Source organism: Pseudomonas syringae group sp. J254-4 (assembly GCF_032586855.1).
Lineage (GTDB): Bacteria > Pseudomonadota > Gammaproteobacteria > Pseudomonadales > Pseudomonadaceae > Aquipseudomonas > Aquipseudomonas amygdali.
On record NZ_JAWHOO010000005.1, the window covers coordinates 186,059 to 208,081 of the forward strand.

At 60.0% G+C, this 22,023-nt stretch carries 18 protein-coding genes; 10 read left to right on the forward strand and 8 right to left on the reverse strand.

Annotated elements, in window-relative coordinates; all coding sequences use genetic code 11:
- Positions 1 to 38: 38 nt before the first annotated feature.
- The 3 genes from RYB09_RS08970 to RYB09_RS08980 all read right to left on the reverse strand — a co-directional run bounded on the left by RYB09_RS08970 (position 39) and on the right by RYB09_RS08980 (position 5,267).
- Positions 39 to 1,922, reverse strand: a complete 1,884-nt coding sequence (locus RYB09_RS08970; protein ID WP_316888008.1) for an acyltransferase family protein — start codon at positions 1,920 to 1,922, stop codon at positions 39 to 41.
- An 81-nt stretch (positions 1,923 to 2,003) separates the two neighbouring features.
- A complete protein-coding gene (locus RYB09_RS08975) occupies positions 2,004 to 3,287 on the reverse strand; it encodes a hypothetical protein (protein ID WP_193601019.1) in 1,284 nt (427 codons plus the stop codon).
- Positions 3,288 to 3,647: 360 nt separating this feature from the next.
- Positions 3,648 to 5,267, reverse strand: coding sequence for a glucan biosynthesis protein D (locus RYB09_RS08980; protein WP_058402513.1), 1,620 nt, complete (start codon positions 5,265 to 5,267; stop codon positions 3,648 to 3,650).
- A 574-nt stretch (positions 5,268 to 5,841) separates the two neighbouring features.
- Here RYB09_RS08980 and hflK (RYB09_RS08985) point away from each other — a divergent pair.
- The 5 genes from hflK (RYB09_RS08985) to cfaB all read left to right on the forward strand — a co-directional run bounded on the left by hflK (RYB09_RS08985) (position 5,842) and on the right by cfaB (position 13,284).
- A complete protein-coding gene (gene hflK, locus RYB09_RS08985; protein ID WP_122280153.1) occupies positions 5,842 to 7,788 on the forward strand; it encodes a protease modulator HflK in 1,947 nt (648 codons plus the stop codon).
- A gap of 11 nt (positions 7,789 to 7,799) precedes the next feature.
- Positions 7,800 to 8,837 (forward strand): protease modulator HflC, encoded by a 1,038-nt coding sequence (gene hflC / locus RYB09_RS08990; protein ID WP_002555935.1) that lies wholly within the window; start codon positions 7,800 to 7,802, stop codon positions 8,835 to 8,837.
- Positions 8,834 to 9,904, forward strand: a complete 1,071-nt coding sequence (gene hflK, locus RYB09_RS08995) for a protease modulator HflK (protein ID WP_044320970.1) — start codon at positions 8,834 to 8,836, stop codon at positions 9,902 to 9,904. Before hflC ends, hflK (RYB09_RS08995) begins: the two co-directional genes overlap by 4 nt.
- Positions 9,901 to 11,826, forward strand: a complete 1,926-nt coding sequence (locus tag RYB09_RS09000; protein WP_058402517.1) for a cation-translocating P-type ATPase — start codon at positions 9,901 to 9,903, stop codon at positions 11,824 to 11,826. The genes hflK (RYB09_RS08995) and RYB09_RS09000 overlap by 4 nt, the downstream gene beginning before the upstream one ends.
- A gap of 270 nt (positions 11,827 to 12,096) precedes the next feature.
- The gene (gene cfaB, locus RYB09_RS09005) at positions 12,097 to 13,284 is read left to right on the forward strand and encodes a C17 cyclopropane fatty acid synthase CfaB (RefSeq protein WP_316888011.1); all 1,188 of its coding nucleotides are present in this window, start codon (positions 12,097 to 12,099) and stop codon (positions 13,282 to 13,284) included.
- Between the two features lie 222 nt (positions 13,285 to 13,506).
- On the opposite strand, the gene RYB09_RS09015 is transcribed toward cfaB, so the two are convergent.
- Both RYB09_RS09015 and cls read right to left on the reverse strand, forming a co-directional pair.
- Complete coding sequence (locus RYB09_RS09015; protein ID WP_223282449.1) at positions 13,507 to 13,974, reverse strand: YhfG family protein; 468 nt, start codon at positions 13,972 to 13,974, stop codon at positions 13,507 to 13,509.
- A 105-nt stretch (positions 13,975 to 14,079) separates the two neighbouring features.
- Positions 14,080 to 15,519 carry a cardiolipin synthase gene (gene cls / locus RYB09_RS09020; protein WP_058407644.1) on the reverse strand — a complete coding sequence of 480 codons (1,440 nt, stop codon included), beginning with the start codon at positions 15,517 to 15,519 and terminating at the stop codon, positions 14,080 to 14,082.
- 169 nt (positions 15,520 to 15,688) lie between these two features.
- Between cls and RYB09_RS09025 the strand changes: the two genes are divergently transcribed.
- Together RYB09_RS09025 and RYB09_RS09030 are read left to right on the forward strand one after the other, a co-directional pair.
- Positions 15,689 to 16,210 carry a DUF3617 domain-containing protein gene (locus RYB09_RS09025; protein WP_002555930.1) on the forward strand — a complete coding sequence of 174 codons (522 nt, stop codon included), beginning with the start codon at positions 15,689 to 15,691 and terminating at the stop codon, positions 16,208 to 16,210.
- 199 nt (positions 16,211 to 16,409) lie between these two features.
- Positions 16,410 to 17,636, forward strand: a complete 1,227-nt coding sequence (locus RYB09_RS09030; protein ID WP_004666611.1) for an N-acetylmuramoyl-L-alanine amidase — start codon at positions 16,410 to 16,412, stop codon at positions 17,634 to 17,636.
- A 5-nt stretch (positions 17,637 to 17,641) separates the two neighbouring features.
- Here the strand turns inward: RYB09_RS09030 and RYB09_RS09035 are convergent, their stop codons facing one another.
- On the reverse strand, positions 17,642 to 18,025 hold the full coding sequence (locus tag RYB09_RS09035; protein WP_057402014.1) for a hypothetical protein: 384 nt from the start codon (positions 18,023 to 18,025) through the stop codon (positions 17,642 to 17,644).
- Between the two features lie 140 nt (positions 18,026 to 18,165).
- On the opposite strand from RYB09_RS09035, the gene zigA reads away from it, so the two are divergent.
- Both zigA and RYB09_RS09045 read left to right on the forward strand, forming a co-directional pair.
- Complete coding sequence (gene zigA / locus RYB09_RS09040; protein WP_058402520.1) at positions 18,166 to 19,377, forward strand: zinc metallochaperone GTPase ZigA; 1,212 nt, start codon at positions 18,166 to 18,168, stop codon at positions 19,375 to 19,377.
- Positions 19,377 to 20,027, forward strand: coding sequence for a DUF1826 domain-containing protein (locus RYB09_RS09045; RefSeq protein WP_058407642.1), 651 nt, complete (start codon positions 19,377 to 19,379; stop codon positions 20,025 to 20,027). The genes zigA and RYB09_RS09045 overlap by 1 nt, the downstream gene beginning before the upstream one ends.
- Before the next feature lie 4 nt (positions 20,028 to 20,031).
- Here the strand turns inward: RYB09_RS09045 and RYB09_RS09050 are convergent, their stop codons facing one another.
- Positions 20,032 to 20,406 carry a hypothetical protein gene (locus RYB09_RS09050; RefSeq protein WP_058402547.1) on the reverse strand — a complete coding sequence of 125 codons (375 nt, stop codon included), beginning with the start codon at positions 20,404 to 20,406 and terminating at the stop codon, positions 20,032 to 20,034.
- Between the two features lie 52 nt (positions 20,407 to 20,458).
- Here RYB09_RS09050 and RYB09_RS09055 point away from each other — a divergent pair, with 52 nt between their 5' ends.
- Positions 20,459 to 21,430 carry a CobW family GTP-binding protein gene (locus RYB09_RS09055; protein ID WP_230017179.1) on the forward strand — a complete coding sequence of 324 codons (972 nt, stop codon included), beginning with the start codon at positions 20,459 to 20,461 and terminating at the stop codon, positions 21,428 to 21,430.
- Positions 21,431 to 21,539: 109 nt separating this feature from the next.
- Here RYB09_RS09055 and RYB09_RS09060 read toward each other — a convergent pair whose 3' ends face one another.
- Entirely contained in the window at positions 21,540 to 21,932 is a 393-nt protein-coding gene (locus RYB09_RS09060) for a DUF3301 domain-containing protein (RefSeq protein WP_057402017.1), read from the reverse strand.
- Positions 21,933 to 22,023: the final 91 nt, after the last annotated feature.

A 22,023-nucleotide genomic window follows, 5' to 3' on the forward strand; every position in this document is an offset into this window, starting at 1 on the left:
GCTCCGCGTCACAACTCTGCGCCGCGCTGCGTGCTCGATTAATTCACCAGTTGTGGCAATACGTAGTTGCGCACCACGTACAACGAACCCTCTGCGCTCAAGTGTCCCGAGTCGATCTGCAGCAATGAGCGGCTGTTTTCCAGGCGTACCCGGCAGGCATCGGCGATGCACAGCTTGTCGATCAGCGACACAAACTGGATGCCTGCCGATACAGCCAGCGCGCGGGTTGCCTGATCCACCCGCATGACGCTTTGATCCAGCGCCGGATCGCGGATATACGACTCGCTCAGCCCCCAATGACGGTTGACGATGACACTGGGCAGCGATGGGCTCCACGACGGCATCGGACCGATCAGCACTATATGTTTCACGCCAAAGCCCTTGAGTCGGGTCGCAATCCGCTTCCAGTCGGTCTTGTTGTGGCCATCCTTCTGCGCGATGACCACGATGTCCGGACGCAGCCTGTCGATGCTCTGCAGGGCAGTCCTGTTGGAGTAGTCGCAGGCCTTGCTGGTCGCTGACGTGCGTCCCTCGTGGTCATTCAGGTCGGGAACGCAACTGGCCGAGGCCACCTGATAGAAGGGGGTCGTGCGTGTCAGCAAGGTACGCAGCCCGAGTGACAACGCCTGGGCGTGAGAGTCGCCCCACAAGAACACTCCGCCCGGCCCCTGTTTGCGCGTGCAGGCCTCGTCGATGCCCGACTGGCCACGCTGGGTCAGGGCGGAAAAGGCGTCACATTTCAGCCAGTAGGGCTCGTACAGGTTGTGCTGTCGATCGACGTATTCCTGGATGAAATGCGCCTTGTCCGAAACACTGATCGGGCGAAGTGGCGATACCACGCCCCGCGTCGCACCCACTAGCGCCCCGGCCGCGAACACCAGAACGACCAGTGCGGCGGGCATGGCAAATTTTCGGCGCTGCCCAGGTTGATGTGTGCTGGCGGGCTGCTCGATCAGTCGCCATGAAATCAGCCCCAGTGTCAGGGCCACGCCGATGCCCAATAGCACCGTGCGGGTCTCGCCCAGCAAACCGGTGTAGTTCATCCACACCACCACCGGCCAGTGCCACAGGTACAACGAGTACGACAGTTTGCCTGTCCATTGAAACAGCGGGTTGCAGGTCAGCAGCGAATCATTGCGGGCCGCCGCGATCACCGCGAAAGTCCCCAGCACCGGCATCAGCACCAGATACCCGGGCCATGTGTCCTGCACGGACAGCAGACAGAAACCGGCGACGATCAGCGCCAGTCCGACCTGTTCCAGAACTCGCTGCTGCAGGGGCCTGAGTTGCAGCGGGAACAGGCAGGCCACGCCACCCGCGAGCAACTCCCAGGCACGGGTCGGCAGCAGGTAAAACGCAGCTTCCGGCCATCGGGACGAGGCAAATACACAAAGCACAAAGCCCGCCAGACTTGCGCCCAGCACCCACCAGCGCAGGTTGTGCAGCGCGACAAAGCGACTGAGGAGCAACAGTGCAATCGGGTACAGCAGGTAAAACTGCCACTCCACCGACAGCGACCAGCTGTGCAACAGCCATTTCTCATGAGCACTGGCGGTGAAATAACCGGCCTCGCGCCAGTAGACAACGTTGGAAACGAATCCCAGGCTGCTGGCCACATGAGTGCCCAACGCGCTGTAGTCCAGCGGCAGCAAGGAGAACCAGCCCAGCAGCAGCAAGGCAAGACACAGCACCGCGAGGGCCGGGACGATGCGTCTGGCCCGCGACGTGTAGAACGTTGCCAGCCTGAATTTGCCGCTCCTCAAGCCGCGCAGGATGATCCCGGTAATCAGATACCCCGAGATCACGAAAAACACGTCCACCCCAGCGAAACCGCCAGGCAGCCAGGCGGGTTGAAAGTGAAAGAGCAGCACCGCAGCCACCGCGATGGCGCGCAGCCCATTGATGTCTTTTCTGAAGTCCATTTGAGAAAGCCATCCGGTGGATGATCGTGAGGGAGAGTGGCGCTGTGCAGCGCAGCGGCCGGGAAGTTATCTGGCGGCCCGTCAGTGGGCAGTGGAGGGCAGCCTGAGCGCATGGCTTGCAGCGGATTGTCTGCTGGCAATCACATGACCAATGGCCACGCCTATAAACAGATTGGCGACAGCGACCTCGAACATGTCGGTGGTCCAGCTGATCAGGCACCAGCAGAAGCTGATCGCCAGCAGCATGTGGCCGATGCGGGTCTGATCATCGATCAGTCGGAACAACAGCGGAATCTGTAGCGCGTACAGCAACAGCCCCAGCACGCCCAGCATCGCCCACAGATACAGCGCCGAGCTGTCCATGCCGAGAAATATGCCAGCACCTTCGACCGGAAATAGCCCCATTGTGCTGCCGACCATGCCGAAGCCCGCGCCGCTGATCATCCAGCCTTCGCGGCTAATGGCATTTATCAGGTTGGGCCAGGTATTGATCATCCGGTCATACAGCGAGGCCAGAGAGCCGCCGCTACTCACCGCATAGGCATCGGGGCTCACAATCAGCCCCAGAGTCGGTAGCAGCAGGCCGATGCCTACCACCACGCTGCAAAGCGTCCGGCAGGTCCAGCTCATTCGCCGCAGCAACAGCAGAATAAGGGTCAGGGCAAATGCCGCGGCTGGCGCTTTGCTGGTGGTCAGCACGATGGCGTAAAGCGCCACGGCACTGAGCAGGATCATCATCAGGCGTGAGCGCACGAAAATGATCAGGTACAGCGTGTAGAAGGCGATCATGATCGACAGTACGTTGGACACTCTGGCGAAACCGGCAATGCGGTCCACCTCGTCCGCGCTCCATGTGGTGTTGGCGCTCAATTCGGTTTCACCGACGCTATAGCTGTAGCCCTTCCAGGGCACCGAGGTGTACTTGTCCAGAGCAATACCCAGCAGTGAGGCCAGCAGGCAAAAGCCGATGGCGCGGTACAACAGTGGGCGGCGGTAGAGCAGGTGCTTGCTGCACACCAGGCCGAACACCAGCGGGCTCAGGGCGAACAGACTGAACGCCAGGTTGTGGACGCTGGCGCGATGCAGCATGGCCAGCAGCCCGGAAATCAGCCACACCACCATGAACGCCCAGAACAACCGTCCCGCTTTGAAGGTGCACAGCTCAAGCACAAACAACAGGATGCAGGCAGCTTTGGGCATGTAGAGCAGGGGGCTGATGCCTGCCTGATCGAAGTAGAAGCGCAAGGCTCCGGAGAAGGTCTCGACCAGAATCAGGCTGATGGCGACCCACACCACCACCGTGGATTTATCAAAGGACATCACCGACGACCTGGTGTCGGCGCTGTTCGCAGTAGTCAACGCCATGCTGGCTGCCTTCTGGATATGCGTCTGTGGAATTGCGCGGACAAAGCTACCGCCCGACGATCACGGGCATGTGTCGACACAGGAAGGCTCTGGGAGATGAAAGGTCTGGAGCGAACGCTCGCAACGGCGTGACAACACGTATATCAGTCGCAGTTCGGGCAACTGTCAATTAATTAGTCAGGATTAAGGGCTATGCGCTGCACTTAGTACCCGGGACAGGACGCGGAGCGTCCAGAACGGCGTGCCCACGCTGGAGCATGGGCACGATAGTGTTTTGGCGGGCACTTAGTTGAGCTCATCGTTCCTCACGCTCCAGCGTGGGAAAGCAGTGCGTGACGCTCTGCGTCACCTATCTGCGGACTACGGGTACTTGCGTCTGTCCGGTGCTGGCGGGAAGTACTGGTACATCCACGTTTCGCTCAGCGTACGGTCGCCAGTGCGGATGAACATGCGCATTTCAACCGGCTCGACCGAGTCGCTGTCCGGTACCCAGTCGAAGGTAACGCGGTAGCCCTTGATGTCCGGCAGCACGAGGATGTTGAAGTCCTGCACCTTGCCATGTGTGACCGTGACAATAGGCTCGATCCCGGTGCCTTCCGGCAAGCGATCCAGACCGCCGCCGTTGAAGTCCACGGCAAAACGGCGCGCCCAGGTTTTCGGGTAATGCTCGCCCGGTGCCCAGCCTTCGAGGAAGCCGCCCATGCCTGAACGAGTGGCGTGGACCTGCGCCAGCGGCGTGCTTACAGGTGGCAACGGGCTCCAGAACAGCTTGTAGCCGTAGTTCATCGAATCCCCGGCCTTGACCGGCGTCTTCGGTGTCCAGAACACCACGATGTTGTCCATCGTTTCACCCGTGGTCGGCAGCTCCAGCAGGCTGACCTCGCCTTCGCCCCACGCGGTGATCGGCTCGACCCACAGGCTCGGACGGCGGCTGTACCAGACTACGGTGTCCTGATAGCTGGAAAACTCGTGATCGCTCTGCACCAGCCCGAAACCTTTCGGGTCGGTGTCGGCGAACGCGCTGAACTGCGGTTTGGCCGGGTTGTTCAGCGGACGGCAGATCCACTCACCGTTTCCGCGCCACATGGACAGGCGATCCGAATCGTGAATTTGCGGGTGGATGGTGTCGCACATGCGGCGCTCGTGAGTGCCGCAACTGAACATGCTGGTCATCGGCGAAATGCCCAGTTGCTGGATATCGGTACGGGCATTGATGTGCGCGTCGATTTCCATGACCACCTGGCCAGCCTGACAGTCGATGTCGAAGCGGTAGGCGCCGGTTGCACTGGGCGAGTCGAGCAGTGCGTAAACCACAAAGCGTGTGGCGTTCTTGTCTGGCGTTTCAAACCAGAACTTGGTGAAGTCGGGGAATTCTTCCTGGCGCTTGGCGTAACTGTCGATGGCCAGGCCGCGGGCCGACAAACCGTATTGCTTGTTGCTGTCCACGGCCCGGAAATAGCTGGCACCGAGGAACGAAACAACGTCGTTGATGGCGATTTCGGGTGCCTTGAACAACTTGAAGCCGGCAAAGCCCAGATCGCCCTTGACCAGATTCTTGTCGATGCCGCTGCTTTCGTAATTGAACAGGTCATGGCGGAAATGCACTTCACGCGCCTGCTTGTTCTGCGGGTCGACGCTGTACATGCGCACCGGCGTCTTGAAACCCATGCCGACGTGGAAGAAATGCACGTCGAGCTGACCGTGGACGTCTTTCCACAGTGAGTGGTTCGGGTCGTAGCGAATGGCATTGAATTGCAGCGGCGTCATATTTGCCAGGACGGGTGGCAGCACTTGCTTGTTGCTCACATAGCCTTTGCCTGCGAGCTTCTTGGCATGGGCTTGCAGCTCTGCAAAATCGAAGTGTTCGATCTCGCCATCGGCTGCGGCGGCCAGTGCTCGCGCAGCATAAAGCCCTGAGGCCGACACGCTGCCGTAAGCGGCCAACGCCATGGACGCTTTCAGGAGATTTCTGCGATTCATAAGGGTGAAGCCTCTGAGTAATTCTGTGCGTCCTGCACAAAAAATGGCGCGCCAACGACTCCTTGCCGAACGCAAACTACCCACAACAGATAACAAAGACGAGATCCCGTTCGGAAATCAGTCAAAAAAAATCACCGATCGTGCTCAATGGAAGCGGCATCCAGATGGCAGGAATGGGCGTTTTTCAGGCCTGTTGTGGTGGGTTGAATGTGCTCGGCACCGCTTGGCGCAAGGCTTGCGAGCAAGGTGAGTACGCAGCGCCGGTCAGGGCGATAGGGCGCGTTGGCGCAGAGAGCTTGAATCTGCGCGCAATATTCAGCAACCATTTTGCCGGGTCGCAGACTGAGCAAATGTCAGTCTGACGCAGGCTGAGCGTCCAGTACCGCATGCCGACGCGGAGCATAGGCACGATATCCAGCCCGATTATTTACCGCTATATCGCATTCGTTCAGGCAATAGTCCTGACGAAAGTTTCACTCTGCGTGTTATATCGTAACGCTATGATGCAGCTGCATTAATGGATGCCGATACACGGCTCTCCACAGGGCAATAATCAGCGGGTGCCGGGGTAGTGATGCGGGTTGATTTGGGTGAGCACGATGGCCTCGAAGGCCTGCCGCGTTTTCAAATGGCGGTGCAGCAGGTTCGGCGTCTCGGGCGACTGATGTATGTGAGTGGTGGGGTGGGCGCGTTCGGGCTGCTGCTGGCCCTGTCCATCGATCTGTTTTCCCCAGGTTCATTGTGGATGGCCGTGCTGGGCAATGCGTCGGCGGCGCTGATACTGCTCGCCGCGGGCTTGCAGTCGGCCAGGCATGTCGCGGTGTGGCGTGCCCGCGCGTTGGCTGCACCTGTTGCCGCAGACTCTCCCGCAACGGCGCAAGCACTCGATGAAACCGGCTGGTATGAGCGCCTGCTTACCCGGCTGAGCGATTCGGGCGAGTCGCTGATTCGGCACATCGGCAGCTCGACCCTGTGGCTTGCCGGGTGGGCAGTGCTGGCGTTGATCGTCATCCGCGCCTTCTGGAACCTGACGTTGTCCGGTTCCGACCTTTCCACTTCAGGCAGTCTGGCGGGCAGCATCCTGTTGCTGTTGGCGTTCGGGCTCTTGGTCATCGAACGGCAATTGAGCAGCGAGCCCGAAGGCCAGTCGCCAGAGGCCGGGGCGCTGGCGCAGCTGGTGCGCATGACGCTTATCGTTCTGTTGGTCGGCGCGTTGTGCCTGTTCTTCTCCAGCGCTGATCGCGTCTGGCCTGCACGGCTGGCTGTGTTGATCGGCCTGCTGCCATTGGGTGTGGCGCTTGAATTTCTGTTGCGGGCTGTGTTGTCGGTGTTCAGCCCGCGCACTCCGCGTCTCGAACCGCGCCTGCTGGCCGCCAGTTTCATCGCTGACCTGTTGCGTTGGCCGCCGCGCCCTTTGCTCGCCTTGCAGCATGAGCTGCACAACCGCTTTGGCATTGACCTGCGCCAGATCTGGGCCTTTACCTACATGCGCCGCGCCTTTTTGCCGGTGCTGGCGGTGGTTGCAGCGCTGGGCTGGGCGCTGAGCGGCGTGCATGAAATTCCGATGCAGGGGCGAGGCATTTATGAGCGGTTCGGCAAGCCGGTCGAAGTCTTCGGACCGGGTCTGCATGTCGGTTTGCCTTGGCCGTTCGGCCGGGTCCTGGCGGTTGAAAACGGCGTGGTACATGAGCTGGCGACCAGTGTTTCTGCGGCCGACGCGTCCGAGCAGACGCTGGACCCGGCCGAAGGGCCGCCGCCGGGCAGTGCCAACCGACTGTGGGATGCCAGCCATATCAACGAAAAATCCCAGGTCATTGCCAGCAGTGCCGGCGACAAGCAGAGCTTTCAGATCGTCAATATGGATGTGCGGTTCGTCTACCGCATCGGCCTGACAGATGCCGCGGCGATGGCCTCGACCTATAACAGCGCCGATATTCCTTCTCTGATCCGCAGCACGGCCAGCCGCGTGCTGGTGCATGATTTTGCCTCGCGCACGCTGGACGAACTGCTCGGCGAACAGCGCAGCGGGCTGGCCGATGACATCGGCAAAGCCGTGCAGGCTGACTTGCAGCGACTGGACAGCGGCGTTGAACTGCTCGCCACGGTAGTCGAAGCCATCCACCCGCCAGCGGGTGCCGCCAATGCCTATCATGCTGTGCAGGCTGCGCAGATCGGCGCGCAGGCACTGATCTCCCGCGAACGCGGCGCGGCCAGTGACAAGGCCAACCAGGCGCAGCTCAATGCCAGCGTTGCCCGAGATCAGGCCAGCGCTGCAGCCCGTGAAGTTCTGGCCACAGCGCAAGGCGCGGACCTGCGCTTCAGTGCCGAGCGCCAGGCCTACGCCAAGGCAGGGCAGGCGTTTTTGCTGGAACAGTACCTGGCGCAACTGACCGAAGGCCTGGGCAATGCCAAGCTGCTGATACTCGACCACCGTCTGGGCGGCGACAACGCGCCGACCATCGACCTGCGTACCTTCACCCCACCGGCAGACCCAACGGCGCCGCGTAAAGCCGTTCAGTAAGGAGTCGTCCCTTGAGTCTGTTTCATCATCATCACGATCACGCCGACCACGATAGCCATGACAGTCACGGTCATGGCGGCCACGGCCATCATCACCATCATCATGGCGCGACCGGTCCGGCAGCGTTCCCCTGGCGACGGGCAAGCCTGGCGGCGGTGCTGATCGCCTTCGCGATTGCGGCGGCGAGCCTGGTGCAGGTGCGCTCGGGTGAAGCGACCGTCGTCACCCGCTTCGGCAATCCTTCCCGCGTTCTGCTCGACCCGGGCCTTAACTGGCGCTGGCCCGCACCGTTCGAAGCGACCATTCCGGTGGATCTGCGCCTGCGTACCACGTCCAGCGGTTTGCAGGATGTCGGCACCCGCGACGGCTTGCGCATCATCGTTCAGGCCTATGTGGCGTGGCAGGTACAGGGCGATGCCGACAACGTGCAGCGCTTCATGCGCGCGGTACAAAACCAGCCCGACGAAGCAGCGCGGCAGATCCGCACCTTTGTCGGCTCTGCGCTGGAAACCACCGCGAGCAGTTTCGACCTGTCCAGCCTGGTGAACACCGACGCCAACAAGGTGAATATCACCGCGTTCGAAAATCAGCTGCGCCAGCAGATCGATCAGCAACTGCTGGCGACCTATGGCGTTCGTGTTCTGCAGGTAGGCGTCGAACGACTGACCCTGCCGTCGGTTACGCTCAACGCCACCGTGGATCGCATGCGCGCCGAGCGCGAGACCATCGCCACCGAGCGGACCGCCGTGGGCAAGCGTGAAGCGGCGCAGATTCGTTCGGCAGCCGAGCGCGACGCGCGCATTGTCGAAGCAGATGCCACGGTCAAGGCGGCCGATATCGAAGCGCAGTCCCGGGTTGAAGCCGCGCAGATCTATGGCCGCGCCTATGCGGGTTCGCCGCAGCTCTACAACCTGCTGCGCTCGCTGGACACGCTGGGTACCATCGTGACGCCGGGTACTCGCCTGATACTGCGCACCGACGCCGCGCCATTCCGCGTGCTGGTCGATGGCCCGCCAACGCTGGACGGCAAGAGCGGAACGCAGCCATGAGCCAACCGGTCGACGAGCCCGTAACGCAACGACCGCCTGCCAACAGCCCCTGGTTGCAGGCGAGCCGACTGGCGTTCATCGGGCTGTATGGCGTGACCCTGCTGGCGGCGCTTGCCTGGGCGACGTCCAACGTGCGCCAGATCGATCCGCAGAACCGTGCCGTGGTCATGCGCTTCGGCGCGCTCGAGCGGGTGCAGAACGCAGGATTGCTGACCGCCTGGCCGCAGCCGTTCGAGCAGGTGGTGTTGCTGCCGTCGGCTGATCGGGTGATCGAGCGACGGGTGGAAACCCTGCTGCGTTCGCCTGCGGCACTCAAAGCCGATGAAATCGCGACCCTGTCGGCGCCGATGAGCGATGCTCTGGCAGGTTCTGGTTTTCTGCTGACCGGTGATGCCGGTGTGGTGCAGCTGGACGTCACCGTGTTCTACAAAGTGACTGACCCCAACGCCTTCGTATTGCAGGGCGATCATGTATTGCCCGCACTGGACCGGCTGGTCAATCGCAGCGCCGTGGCGCTGACTGCAGCGCGAGACCTGGACACCATTCTGGTTGCCCGCCCCGAGCTGATCGGCGCTGACAGTCAGGCGGCAGAGCGTCGTGAGCGGCTGCGCGGCGATCTGGTGCGCGGCATCAATCAACGCCTGGCTGAGCTCAACGCGACCGGGATGGGCATCGGCGTCGAAGTCGCTCGGGTGGATGTGCAGTCGAGCCTGCCGACGTCGGCGGTCAATGCTTTCAATGCCGTGCTGACGGCCAGTCAGCAGGCCGACCAGGCCGTGGCCAACGCACGCACGGATGCAGAAAAACTGACCCAGACCGCCAATCAACACGCTGATCGGACCCTGCAAGTGGCGCACGCACAAGCTTCCGAGCGCCTGGCCAAGGCACAAGCAGCCACCGCGACCGTCGTCAGCCTGACGCAATCTGCCGAGAACCGCAGCGATCCCGGCCTCATGCAGCGCCTTTACCGTGAACGTGTGCCGGGCATTCTGCATCAGGCAGGTTCGGTCACCACCGTCGATCCCAAAGACGATTCCCGCCTGATCATTCAGGGAGCACCGCAATGAGTGGCGAAGCCGTTCACACCCATCACGCCATCAAACCGCAAGCGGATGGCAGCCTGCTGAGCAACGCAGAGCAGCGTAGCGCAGCCCGGCAGTTGACCCTCGCGATGCTGGCGCTGGGTCTGCTGGCATTGGGTCTGGTCTGGCGTTTTGTCGCTCCGGAACAGGCAGGCGTCAGCCAGTTGCTGTTGGGCGCTGCCTCGCTGCTGGTGGCGATACCTGTGATCAGCGCCGGTTGGCACAGCTTGCGGCATCCAAGCCTGCACGGCATCACCGACCAGTTGATCGCGCTGGCGATGCTCGGCGCCTGGGCCACTGGCGATCTGATGACCGCCGCCTTGCTGCCGATCATCATGATCTTCGGCCATGTGCTGGAAGAGCGCAGCGTGATCGGCTCGCAGGAGGCCATCGAAGCGCTGGGTCGTCTGACCCGTAGCCAGGCGCGTTTGCTGGGGCCTGATGGCAATATTCGTGAGGTCGACAACGCAACGCTCAAGGCTGGCGATCAGGTTGAAGTACGTGCGGGTGACCGCGTCCCGGCCGATGGTCGAGTTCTTTCCGGGCAGGCCAGTCTGGACACTTCATCGATTACCGGCGAGTCGGTGCCGCTGGAAGCCAGTATCGGCGTCGAAGTGTTTGGTGGGGCGATCAACCTGGACGGCCTGCTGCGTATCGAAGTGACCCGCATTGGCGATGAGTCCACGCTGGGCAAGGTCATCGCGCTGATGCAGAGCGCGGAGCGCTCCAAGCCGCCGATCACACGACTGCTGGAGCGCTACGCAGGCAGTTACATGGTGCTGGTCTTGCTGATCGCGGCGCTGACCTGGTTTATCACTCAGGATGCCCAGGCGATGCTGGCGGTGCTGGTAGCTGCCTGTCCCTGCGCACTGGTGCTTTCGGCGCCGGCCACGGCCATCGCTGGTATCGCAGTCGCCGCGCGGCACGGTATTTTGATCCGCAGTTCGGCGTTTCTCGAAGAACTGGCGGACCTGAACTCACTGGTTGTGGATAAAACCGGCACCCTGACCTATGGCCGACTGCGCTTGCAGTCGGTGCAGGCTGAAGGGCCGCAGCATCCGCAATTGCTGGAGCTGGCGGCCAGCCTGGGGTCGGCCAGCAGTCACCCGGTCAGCCGTGCATTGGCCGGGCTTGTGGATAACACTCGGCTGCTGCCGTTGCTGGACACCCGTGAGCGGCAGGGACTGGGTGTGGTGGCGTCCACCGGGCAGGGTGAGGCAGCGCTGGGTCGTCCGGAATTGTTCGAACAGCTGGGCATTGTCACGCCCGGCGTACCTGCACATGACGGCCCGCTGGCCGGGTTGTCGCTGGATGGTGTTTTCCTGGCCTGGCTGCTACTGGCCGACAGCGTCAAGCCTGAAGCCCAGGCTGCGCTGTTTGAATTACGTGAACTGGGCATGGGACGGCAGTTGCTGTTGACCGGCGACCGACAAAGCGTGGCCGACAACCTGGCACACGATATCGGCATAGCAGACGTTCAGGCGCAGGCATTGCCGGAGGACAAACTGAACCGTGTCATGGGCGAGATCGCCAGTGGCTTCCGGCCGATGGTGGTCGGTGACGGGGTCAACGATTCGCTGGCTCTCAAGGCAGGCGTTGTCGGCGTCGCGATGGGGGCGGGCGGGGCAGACATTGCGCTGGCTTCCGCCGATATCGTGCTGATCGGCAGCGATCTGCGTCGTCTGGGCACCTGTGTGCGGCTCAGCCGTCAGTGCCGTCAGACCTTACAGGTCAACGTGATCATCGGTCTGGGCTGGACGCTGGCCATCGTTGCGCTGGCCGCGTTTGGTCTGCTCGGCGCTGCCGGCGCGATGGTCGCGGCTATCCTGCACAATCTAAGCACCTTGTTGGTGTTGGGCAATGCCGGACGTCTGCTGCGCTTTCAGGAGCCATTGCTGAAGCTATAGGCATTTGGTGAACGACAAGGCTCAGGCCAGCGGCGCTGATCAGCGCTTTAAAACGGCTTGAGCTTTGACGAATTCTGTTACAAATTAAGCGCTGTGTTTCAGTGCGTGATCCAAATTCAGGCTGTCTTTCGGCTCGAATCAGTGGGCACAGGGCTGTTCCCCGAAGTTGATTCATCGCAATTTGCCGTCGCCAATAGCCTTTGCGGGCCCTTTTGCGGGGCCCTTGCTGGATTACTCTTTTTGAGTTTCTGGATAAGGGGGTGATTTTGAATGCTTACACAACTTCCAACGACCTTGCAGAACCTTCATCTGCCGTTACGGCTCAAGCTCTGGGACGGCCATCAGATGGACCTGGGGCCTGCGCCCAGCGTCACTATAGTGGTCAAGGACCCGCAACTGGTTTCCGATTTCAACCACCCCAGCCTGGGCTTGCTCGGCAGTGCCTTCGTAGAGGGGCGGCTGGAGCTGGAAGGTTCGATCAGCGAAGTTGTCCGGGTTTGCGATGAACTGACTCATGCCCTTGTGGATGATGATGACAGCACCGACAACCCGATCCGCGTCCAGCATGACAAGGACACTGACGCCGCGTCGATTGCCTACCATTACGACGTATCCAACGACTTCTACCAGCTCTGGCTCGACAAAGAGATGGTCTACTCCTGCGCGTACTTCAAGACCGGTGACGAATCGCTCGAGCAGGCGCAGCAGGATAAATTCCACCACCTTTGCCGCAAGTTACGGCTCAAGCCAGGTGAGTATCTGCTGGACGTGGGGTGCGGCTGGGGCGGACTGGCGCGGTTTGCCGCTCGCGAATATGGCGCGAAGGTTTTCGGCATCACGCTCAGCGAGCAACAACTGACGCTGGCCCGTCAACGAGTGCAGGCCGAGGGCTTGCAGGACAAGGTCGACCTGCAACTGCTCGACTACCGCGACCTGCCGCAGGATGCGCGCTTCGACAAGGTGGTCAGCGTCGGTATGTTCGAGCACGTAGGGCACGCTAACTTGCCGTTGTATGCGCAATGCCTGTTCGGTGCCGTGAAGGAGGGCGGCCTGGTCATGAATCACGGGATCACCGCGCGGCATACGGATGGGCGTCCTGTCGGGCGCGGTGCCGGGGAGTTCATCGACCGCTATGTATTCCCCAACGGCGAGCTGCCGCACGTGGCCATGATCAGCGCCCATATCAGTGAAGCCGGGCTGGAAATAGTCGACGTGGAAAGCCTGCGCCCGCACTACGCCAGAACGCTGGAACACTGGAGCGCTCGGCTTGAGGCCAGGCTCGGTGAAGCCGCCCGTATCGTGCCCGAACATACCCTGCGTATCTGGCGTCTGTACCTGGCAGGCTGCGCCTATGGATTCGCCAAGGGCTGGATCAACCTGCACCAGATACTCGCCGTGAAACCCTTTGCCGACGGCAAGACCGGGTTGCCGCTGACGCGGGAGGATATTTATGGATGAGCTTTAGTTACGAACGCCGAGGCCGGGATACTCTGAGAGTCTTAAGGGTCTTGAGCAAGCAAGGCGGCGTTCGTGCTCGGCAGGCCGATTAGCAGAGGGTTACGATGCGCTCGAATATGTCTTTCATGGGGCCATAGTTCACGTTGACGCCATCAATATTGGCCCTGACCCATTCCTCCTGACTGACGGTTGCCCAATCGAGCTCTCGTATCTGTCCATTGATCATCTTCTGTGTTTGGCCAGTATCATTTCCAAAGACGTTTTCTCGTCGGTGGAGGGTATGTGGATTCCTTCCAGTTTCGAACTGCTAATGAAATTTCTGTGTTTGTTCTCTTCAAAACGCTCATGCGGGTCGACCGTACGACCGAGAACATACAGTGAGCATGTTTGTATCAGCCGGTCGAGCTCTGCTTGATTGTGTGCCGTTATTTGAAAACCCAGGCTTTTTGAGAGTTTGCGTTTGGCTTCTCTGAAGGTGTTTTCATGGGCGGCCATGTGGACGGAGGTCTTACTCGCCAAGAGCGCGGTTTTCAGAACATTCAGTTTCGAGAATAACGCTACCCAGCCATTGACCCCGAGCTTCAACATCAGCTGAGTTTCGATGCCTCTCTTCACTTCAATAAATGTTCCTAGCTTTTGCAGGTCGTCTATTCGATCAGCCTGTAACACCTGCTGCAGTGACGCTTTCATCTTGAGCCTCGTAAAATCCATCAATGCGCGTGGTGATCAAAATTCTAGTGAAAACTCATGGGTTATCCAATCCTTGAGGTGCAACAATGTAGTACACCTTAATCTTCACAGAATCGGCGAAATCAGTCGCGCCACGCGCATACCCAGTTGATGCAGGCGCCGCGTTTCGTGGCTTTCCTGCAAGGATATTTCGCGGGCGAGGTTGAAGTCGGCAGTGAGCATGGATTCCACCTGGCTGGAGAAGTCGCTGTCGACCGTCAGTAGCATCAGTTCGAAGTTGAGGCGGAACGAGCGGTTGTCGAGGTTTGCGCTGCCTATGGCTGTAATGTCGTTGTCGACCAGCACGACCTTCTGGTGCAGGAAGCCCGGTTCGTAACGGAATACCCGCACGCCGGCACGCACGGCATCGAAGGCATACAGGCTGGAGGCGGCATAGACCACATAATGATCAGGCCGTGAGGGCAGCAGCAGGCGCACATCCACCCCGCGCAGTACCGCCAGGGTCAGCGCAGCGGTCACGGCTTCGTCAGGTATGAAGTAAGGGCTGGTGATCCATACGCGCTCTTCGGCAGCGTGGATGGCTTCGACGAAGAACAGCGAGCAGGTTTCCTGCGCATCGGCCGGGCCACTGGTCAGCAACTGGCAGAGCACACCATCCTCGGGAAATTCATCAGGCAGGCTCAGTGGTGGCAGCTCGCGGGTGGCCCAGAACCAGTCTTCGGCGAACGACTCTTGCAGGCAGGCGACCACCGGGCCGATGACTTCTACATGGGTATCGCGCCAGGGAGCCAGGGGCGGCTTCAGTCCCATGTATTCATCACCGACGTTATGCCCGCCCATATAGCCTTTCAGGCCATCGACGACGACGATCTTGCGGTGGTTGCGGAAGTTGATCTGAAAGCGATTCAGCCAGCCGCCACGTGTGGCAAAGGCTTTTATCTGTACGCCACCGTCGCGCAATTTGTCGATGTAAGCCCCCGGCAATGCGTGGCTACCGATCCGGTCATAAAGGACAAAGATGCCTACGCCCTCGGCGGCTTTTTCCAGCAGCAGTGTTTGCAACTGGCGACCGAGGTTGTCGTCATGAATGATGAAGAACTGAATCAGGATTGTCTTTTTCGCCTCACGGATGGCTTTGAAGATCGCTCCGAAGGTTTCCTCACCATTGATCAAGAGCCTGACCTTGTTGTTGGCCAGTGCGGGCATGTTTCCCAACTTGGGCATGGCGCGCAGCGCTGCATAGGCATCCGAGCGACGTGCTGCTACGGCTTCCTCGATCCACGGCCGCCAGTTGAGGCTGCCAATCGCAATGCGCATTTCCTGGTTGGCCTGGCGACGGGCCTTGATGTACGCGTCGAACGAGCTTCTGCCGAACACCAGATAAGGCAGCAGGGTGAAATAAGGAATGAATACCAGCGGCATCGCCCAGGCAATAGCACCTTGAGAGGTGCGCACCGTCAGCAGCGCGTGAATGGCGGCGCCTGTGCCCAGCAAATGAATGAAGCCGAGGACATAACCGAAAAAGTACGGGTCGTGATAATCCATGTGGAACAATGCTCCTCGTCTTTGCTGCCTAACAGACCACAGCTGAACGGGAATGTCGCTATTTTATTACCCATGCAACTGGGCGATGTCTGTGCCGTCTAAGGCTTATCTTCCGGCTGGATGATTCCGGCCCCGTTTACATCTGCAATCGTCCATCAGGAATCTTGAAATGAACAAACGCATATTGGCCTGGATGTTTTGCCTGGCTACCCCTCTGGCTCAAGCGCAGATGCTGCAACCAGGTTTGTGGGAACTGACTTCTAGCAATATGAAGGTGGACGGACAGCAATTGCCGGACATGCAATTGATGCTGGGGCAATTGCAGAATCTGCCGCCTGAGCAGCGCGCCATGATGGAACAGATGATGAAGAAGCAGGGCGTGTCGCTCGGCGGCAAGGGCGTTAGGGCCTGCCTGACACAGGCTCAGGTACAGTCGGACAACATCCCGCTGACTGATCCGGCTTCCGGATGCACGCAAAAAATTACCGCGCGAAACGGCAAGACCTGGAATTTTCAGTTTAGCTGCCCGAAAGCTCAGGGCACCGGGCAGGCTCAGTTTCTAAGTGATCGTGAGTTCACCACGAACGTGGTGGGTACTTTCAACGCCACCGGTCAGCAACAGAATGGCAGCATGGACACTCGCGCTGTTTGGCTGGGGCCGCAATGCGGCAATGTCGCGCCGCGTACCTGATCAAATTCAGATAGTTATGTTCCACGTGGAACACTCTGTTTGAAGGCGGTGATTTTTTGTCGCGTTGGCGGCGCGCCAGATGACGGAATCTTCATGAAGGGCTTCATCTTTCGTTCGTAACTGCATGTTATATTGTTACTAATGATCTGGATGAACCCTTCGTGAGCCGGGATGCTCAATTTGCTCTTTGAGACGTTCCATGCACCGACGCCAAGTGTTGCTCAACATGCTGCTGGCCAGCGCGGCCCTGACGTTGCCGTTGGGTGCGTATGCCACACAGATTCGTAACGCCCGCCTGTGGCGTACCAACGACAAGCTGCGCCTGGTGCTCGACCTTAGCGGCCCGGTGCAGTACAAAACCTTCACGCTTACCGCCCCCGACCGCCTGATCATCGATGTCAGCGGGTCGCGGCTGACCGGCGACTTCAGTCAGTTGGCGCTGGACCGTACCGTTATCAAATCCATTCGCTCCGGGCACTACGGCCAGGGTGACGACACGCGCATCGTGCTGGACCTGACCGCGCCAGTGCAGCTCAATAGTTTTCTGCTCGGCCCGGAAGGCGGGCAGGGGCACCGGCTGGTGCTGGACATGAGTTCCACGGCCCATGCGCCCGTGCAGATGGCTGAACTGCCGCCACCGGTGCCCGTCCCGATCCAGACCAACAAGGCGCACACCGGGCGCGACATCATGGTGGTGGTCGATGCCGGTCATGGCGGCAAGGACCCGGGCGCTGTAGGTTCTCGGGGCGAACGCGAAAAAGATGTGGTGCTTTCCATCGCGCAGTTGCTGGCCAAACGGCTGAAGCGCGAGAAGGGTTTCGACGTGCGTCTGGTGCGCAACGATGACTTCTTCGTACCGCTGCGCAAGCGCGTCGAGTTCGCGCACAAGTCCAACGCTGACATGTTTATCTCCGTACATGCTGACGCAGCGCCTCGTCTGACAGCCTCTGGTGCTTCGGTGTTTGCCCTTTCCGAAGGCGGTGCAACCTCGGCGACGGCGCGTTTCATGGCGCAGCGGGAAAACGGTGCCGACCTGTTGGGGGCCTCGTCGCTGCTCAACCTCAAGGACAAGGACCCGATGCTTGCCGGGGTGATTCTCGACATGTCGATGAACGCTACCATTGCAGCCAGTCTGCAACTGGGCCACACCGTTCTGGGCAGTCTGGAAGGCATTACCACGCTGCATCAGAAGCGCGTGGAGCAGGCCGGGTTCGCCGTTCTCAAATCACCGGACGTACCGTCGATTCTGGTCGAAACCGGGTTTATCTCCAATAGCCGTGACAGTCAGCGTCTGGTCACTGCGCGCCATCAGCAGGCCGTTGCAGACGGTTTGTTCGATGGCCTGCAGCGCTATTTCCAGCGCAACCCGCCAGTGGATTCGCACATGGCCTGGCTGCAAGCGCAGAAGCAGGAACAGCAGGTCTGATCAGGTCAACGGCAGCCGTTCAGCCGGCTGCAGGTGATCTTGCTACGCGTGCCGCTTGAGCTGGACACCCGCGTGATTGTTGTCCAGCCCACGCGCTGGACAGTGCCTACCCAGGCTTCGCCATTGGAAGCCAGCCCGGTAAAAAACGTCAGCTGGCCATAGCGACTGTTGGTCTGCGCCCAGCGACGCTTGTCGAGTACCTCGTAACCCTTCAACCAGGTCGTCGATCCGGCTGTGGTCACGCTGTAGCTATTGCCTTGGGCATCGCTGCACGCCAGCACCGTCGCGCTACGCGTACAAGTGGCGAGGTCGGCAGAAGGCCTGGGTGGTGCTGCCATCAAGTGTGCGCTGATCAACATCGCCACCAAACCTGTTGAAACCCGTCTCATGAAGATCCCTTCACCAACGCCGTAGCTATTATGTGTTGTTATACTATAACATCTCAGTGTGATTAGAGCCGGCTGCCTGAGGGATTCGTTGCAGCCGACATGAACAAGGTTCAAGCCTTGCAGCTGCCTGGAGAATCCTGATGGCAAATCTTCTACCCGTTACCGTTCTGTCCGGTTTTCTAGGGGCCGGTAAAAGCACTTTACTCAACTATGTGCTGCGCAATCGTGAAAACCTGCGGGTTGCCGTAATAGTCAACGATATGAGTGAGATCAATATCGATGGCAGCGAAGTTCAGCGCGATGTCAGCCTGAACCGTGCCGAAGAAAAGCTGATCGAGATGAGCAATGGTTGCATCTGCTGCACCTTGCGCGAGGACTTGCTTGAAGAGGTCAGTCGCCTCGCTCAGGACGGTCGTTTTGACTATTTATTGATCGAATCCACTGGAATCTCCGAACCACTGCCAGTGGCCGAGACCTTCACTTTTCGTGACGAAGCTGGCAAAAGCCTGATGGATCTGGCGCGTCTGGACACCATGGTCACCGTCGTCGATGGCGTGAATTTTCTGCTCGATTACGAAGCGGCTGACGGCTTGTCCACACGCGGTGAAACCCTGGGTGAAGACGATGACCGCTCGATTACCGACCTGCTGATCGAGCAGATCGAATTTGCCGACGTCATCCTGCTCAGCAAGATCGACCTGATCAGCTCCAGTGAGCGTGAAGAGCTGATGGCGATCCTGAAGCGCCTCAACCCCGAAGCCGAGATTGTGCCGATGGTGATGGGCCAGGTGCCGTTGGCGACGATTCTCAACACCGGGCGTTTTGACTTCCAGCGTGCTTCTCAGGCACCGGGCTGGCTAAAGGAAATGCGCGGCGAACACATGCCGGAAACCGAAGAGTACGGCATAGCATCAACTGCCTATCGTGCCCGGCGCCCGTTCCATCCGGAGCGTTTTTTCAATTTCATCAATCGCCCGTGGACCAATGGCAAGCTGCTGCGCTCCAAAGGCTTCTTCTGGCTGGCCAGCAAATACAAGGATGCAGGCAGCTGGTCGCAGGCGGGCGGCTTGATGCGCCATGGTTTTGCCGGACGCTGGTGGCGTTTCGTGACCCGCGACAGCTGGCCCGAGGACAAGGAGAGCGTCAAATCCATTCTGGAGAACTGGTCGACTGAAACCGGTGACTGCCGTCAGGAACTGGTGTTCATCGGTCAGAACATTGATTTTGCCCTGCTGACAGCCGAACTGGACAAATGCCTGCTCACTGATACCGAGATGGCGGCGGGTGTCGAGCGCTGGCGCACGCTGGCCGATCCTTTTGGCGACTGGTACGAAGAAGAGGTGGCTGCCTGATGCTGGCCTATCGTTTGAATGACAAGACAGCCGTTCGTCAAGCACACGGCGGCACGCCTGAGGTATTGAGCGAGATCCTCCAGGATGACGTCAACCTTGCGGTCTGGCAGCGTCAACTGCCTGCGCACATCGAGGATTTCGGTGCCTTGCTGCTGTCGATGGGCGAGCCCCTTGCCGAGTCCATGCCCCTGCAAGTAAGGGGCGGTGAAGTCGAGCCTGACCTGACCACGCTGGCTCGGGGATATTCCGATCTGCAGGGGTATCAGGGCTTCATTGCCGACGTTTCATGGCTGGTCGGCGCCTATGCCTGCCTGCTGGGTGCCGAGTGCGTTGGCCTGCGTCTGCGCGTGCTCGACAAGGCCATGTGCCCGCGCTTCCATGTTGATCATGTGCCGGTACGTCTTATCACCACTTATGGCGGAGTTGGCAGTCAATGGCTGCATGAAGGGGTGATGGACCGTAAACAATTGGGGCATTTGGACGCCGAGCCGACGGATGCTGCCCGTATCCAGCAGATCAACAGCGGGGAAGTGGCGTTGCTCAAGGGGGAACGCTGGCACGGTAACGAAGGCTTCGGTTTGATCCATCGCTCGCCGCAACTGCTGCGTAACGAGCGCAGGTTGATTCTGACGCTGGACTGGCTGGACTGAAACTTTATTCAGGGGTTGCCCATTGCCCCTTGCTCTGGCCCTCACAAAAGGGCTTGAGGTACAGCGCGTCACGGGCGACCCCGTAATAGTGAATGTGCTCACGATACGGCAGATTGGCGACTTGCGCGTTGCGGCAGACACCGAAGGCACCTGCCGGGCACTGTTGCGAGTAGGTCGTTTCGGTCTTCTGCCCGGCCAGTTGTGGCTTGCAGAAGCTGTCGTGGAACAGGTCTGCCGGGATATTGATATTTTCCTGGCAGACTTTCACATCAAGCCTTTCGGCCTGGCTGTGGACCAGACACGCCTCGGCCCACGCCGTACCCGAACTCGCCATCAGCAGCATCAGTGCCAGGCGGGCGGGCAGCCACATCACTTGCATCATTACCCTTCCTTGCTCTTCAATGACCCACGCATTCGTCAAAAGTGATCCCATGCTGCAAAACATACCGACGCATGTCATCGGTGGCCCGCTGGGCGCCGGCAAGACCAGCCTGATCAGACGCCTGCTGGCGCAGAAACCCGCCCATGAACGCTGGGCCGTGTTGATAAACGAGTTCGGACAGATCGGTCTGGATGCCGCGTTGCTGACCACGGATGCCGATGGTATCGCACTTGGCGAGGTGGCTGGCGGCTGTCTGTGCTGCGTCAATGGCGTGCCGTTCCAGATCGGTCTGGGGCGTTTGTTGCGCAAGGCCCGGCCTGATCGTCTGCTGATCGAGCCTTCGGGGTTGGGTCATCCTGCGCAACTCATGGCGCAATTGCGCGAGGTGCCCTGGCGCGGCGTCCTGAATGTTCAGCCCGGCGTGGTGGTGCTGGACGCGCAAGCAATGCTCGCCGGACAACCGTTGCCGAGCACTCAGCAGGAAGCACTGGCGGATGCAGGGCTTGTGGTTATGAACAAGTCCGAGCAACTGGATGAAGTCTCTCGCCGGGCGTTGGCCGAACAGTTGCTGCCGCACGCCTTGATCTGGACCCGATACGGGGAGCTGCACCCGAGCCAGATACCGGGGTTCAACGCCGCTGCCGTTGTGGATAAACAGGCTGTGGATAAGTTGATGCTGCCCAACAGCGTTGGCCAGTTGCCTGCGCTATGGGTCGACCCGAAGGTACCGATCTGCCTGAGTCAGGCCAGTGCTGAAGGCTGGAGCATCGGCTGGCGCTGGCATCCCTCGCAATGCTTCGACCTGCAGCGCATTCTGTACTGGCTGGAAAGCCTTGATTGGCGGCGGGCGAAGATGGTTATCCACAGCGAGGGTGGCTGGTATTCCGGGAATGTGGTCGATGGCGCACCGATAGCCTGGCAAGTCAGCGAGTGGCGTCAGGATTCACGTCTGGAATTGATCTTTTCCACCGATCAGGATGTGGATAAGTTGCAGGCGCAGATGGCGGAGTGTCTGGCGTGACGCGCCGCTTGCTCGCGACGGCGACCCTTCAAACGCCCTGTTTTCGGGGGCTTTGACGCCCTCTTCGCGAGCAAGCTCGCTCCCACAACGATTTGCATTTACCCAGCCGCTACTGCTTCCATTTCTGATGCGATTGACGCCACTCGCTCATTTGAATAATTTCAGCGCTGGGTGGTGGCGTCTTGATTTCAAACGGGTAGGGTGCCAGTTCGATTTGCGCAGTGTGCGCGCCGAACATGGTGATCGTGCCAGGGTGACGCTGCTCGCCCGTCACCGTGAACTCGAAGCCATACACGCGGGCCAGGCGCTTGCGACCCTGAGCGTCGTGGGCAAAGGTCAGGCGGCGCAGCGCAACGGCGTCGTCCAGCAGTTGCAGTTCAAGGCGTGCACAATGCTGCTTGACGCGCGCCAGCGCTTTTTCTCGCAGACCATGGGCGTGCCACCACCAGGCCGCAGCACTTGCGAACAGCATCAGCACGAAGATATTTCCCAGGGTCAGCATGACGGAGTGCTCCAGCGTAGGTGTTACCAGCTTAACTGCCCTGAGTGATTTACAGCCATACTGCGCAACTTATATTTCTCATTATTGCATT

Excerpts from the sequence above, each read along its gene's own strand:
- RYB09_RS08970 (WP_316888008.1), bottom strand. The coding sequence starts at position 1,922 with ATGGACTTCAGAAAAGACATCAATGGGCTGCGCGCCATCGCGGTGGCT.
- RYB09_RS08975 (WP_193601019.1), bottom strand. The coding sequence starts at position 3,287 with ATGGCGTTGACTACTGCGAACAGCGCCGACACCAGGTCGTCGGTGATG.
- RYB09_RS08980 (WP_058402513.1), bottom strand. The coding sequence starts at position 5,267 with ATGAATCGCAGAAATCTCCTGAAAGCGTCCATGGCGTTGGCCGCTTAC.
- hflK (WP_122280153.1), top strand. The coding sequence starts at position 5,842 with ATGCGGGTTGATTTGGGTGAGCACGATGGCCTCGAAGGCCTGCCGCGT.
- hflK (WP_044320970.1), top strand. The coding sequence starts at position 8,834 with ATGAGCCAACCGGTCGACGAGCCCGTAACGCAACGACCGCCTGCCAAC.
- RYB09_RS09000 (WP_058402517.1), top strand. The coding sequence starts at position 9,901 with ATGAGTGGCGAAGCCGTTCACACCCATCACGCCATCAAACCGCAAGCG.
- cfaB (WP_316888011.1), top strand. The coding sequence starts at position 12,097 with ATGCTTACACAACTTCCAACGACCTTGCAGAACCTTCATCTGCCGTTA.
- RYB09_RS09015 (WP_223282449.1), bottom strand. The coding sequence starts at position 13,974 with ATGAAAGCGTCACTGCAGCAGGTGTTACAGGCTGATCGAATAGACGAC.
- cls (WP_058407644.1), bottom strand. The coding sequence starts at position 15,519 with ATGGATTATCACGACCCGTACTTTTTCGGTTATGTCCTCGGCTTCATT.
- RYB09_RS09025 (WP_002555930.1), top strand. The coding sequence starts at position 15,689 with ATGAACAAACGCATATTGGCCTGGATGTTTTGCCTGGCTACCCCTCTG.
- RYB09_RS09030 (WP_004666611.1), top strand. The coding sequence starts at position 16,410 with ATGCACCGACGCCAAGTGTTGCTCAACATGCTGCTGGCCAGCGCGGCC.
- RYB09_RS09035 (WP_057402014.1), bottom strand. The coding sequence starts at position 18,025 with ATGAGACGGGTTTCAACAGGTTTGGTGGCGATGTTGATCAGCGCACAC.
- zigA (WP_058402520.1), top strand. The coding sequence starts at position 18,166 with ATGGCAAATCTTCTACCCGTTACCGTTCTGTCCGGTTTTCTAGGGGCC.
- RYB09_RS09045 (WP_058407642.1), top strand. The coding sequence starts at position 19,377 with ATGCTGGCCTATCGTTTGAATGACAAGACAGCCGTTCGTCAAGCACAC.
- RYB09_RS09050 (WP_058402547.1), bottom strand. The coding sequence starts at position 20,406 with ATGCAAGTGATGTGGCTGCCCGCCCGCCTGGCACTGATGCTGCTGATG.
- RYB09_RS09055 (WP_230017179.1), top strand. The coding sequence starts at position 20,459 with ATGCTGCAAAACATACCGACGCATGTCATCGGTGGCCCGCTGGGCGCC.
- RYB09_RS09060 (WP_057402017.1), bottom strand. The coding sequence starts at position 21,932 with ATGCTGACCCTGGGAAATATCTTCGTGCTGATGCTGTTCGCAAGTGCT.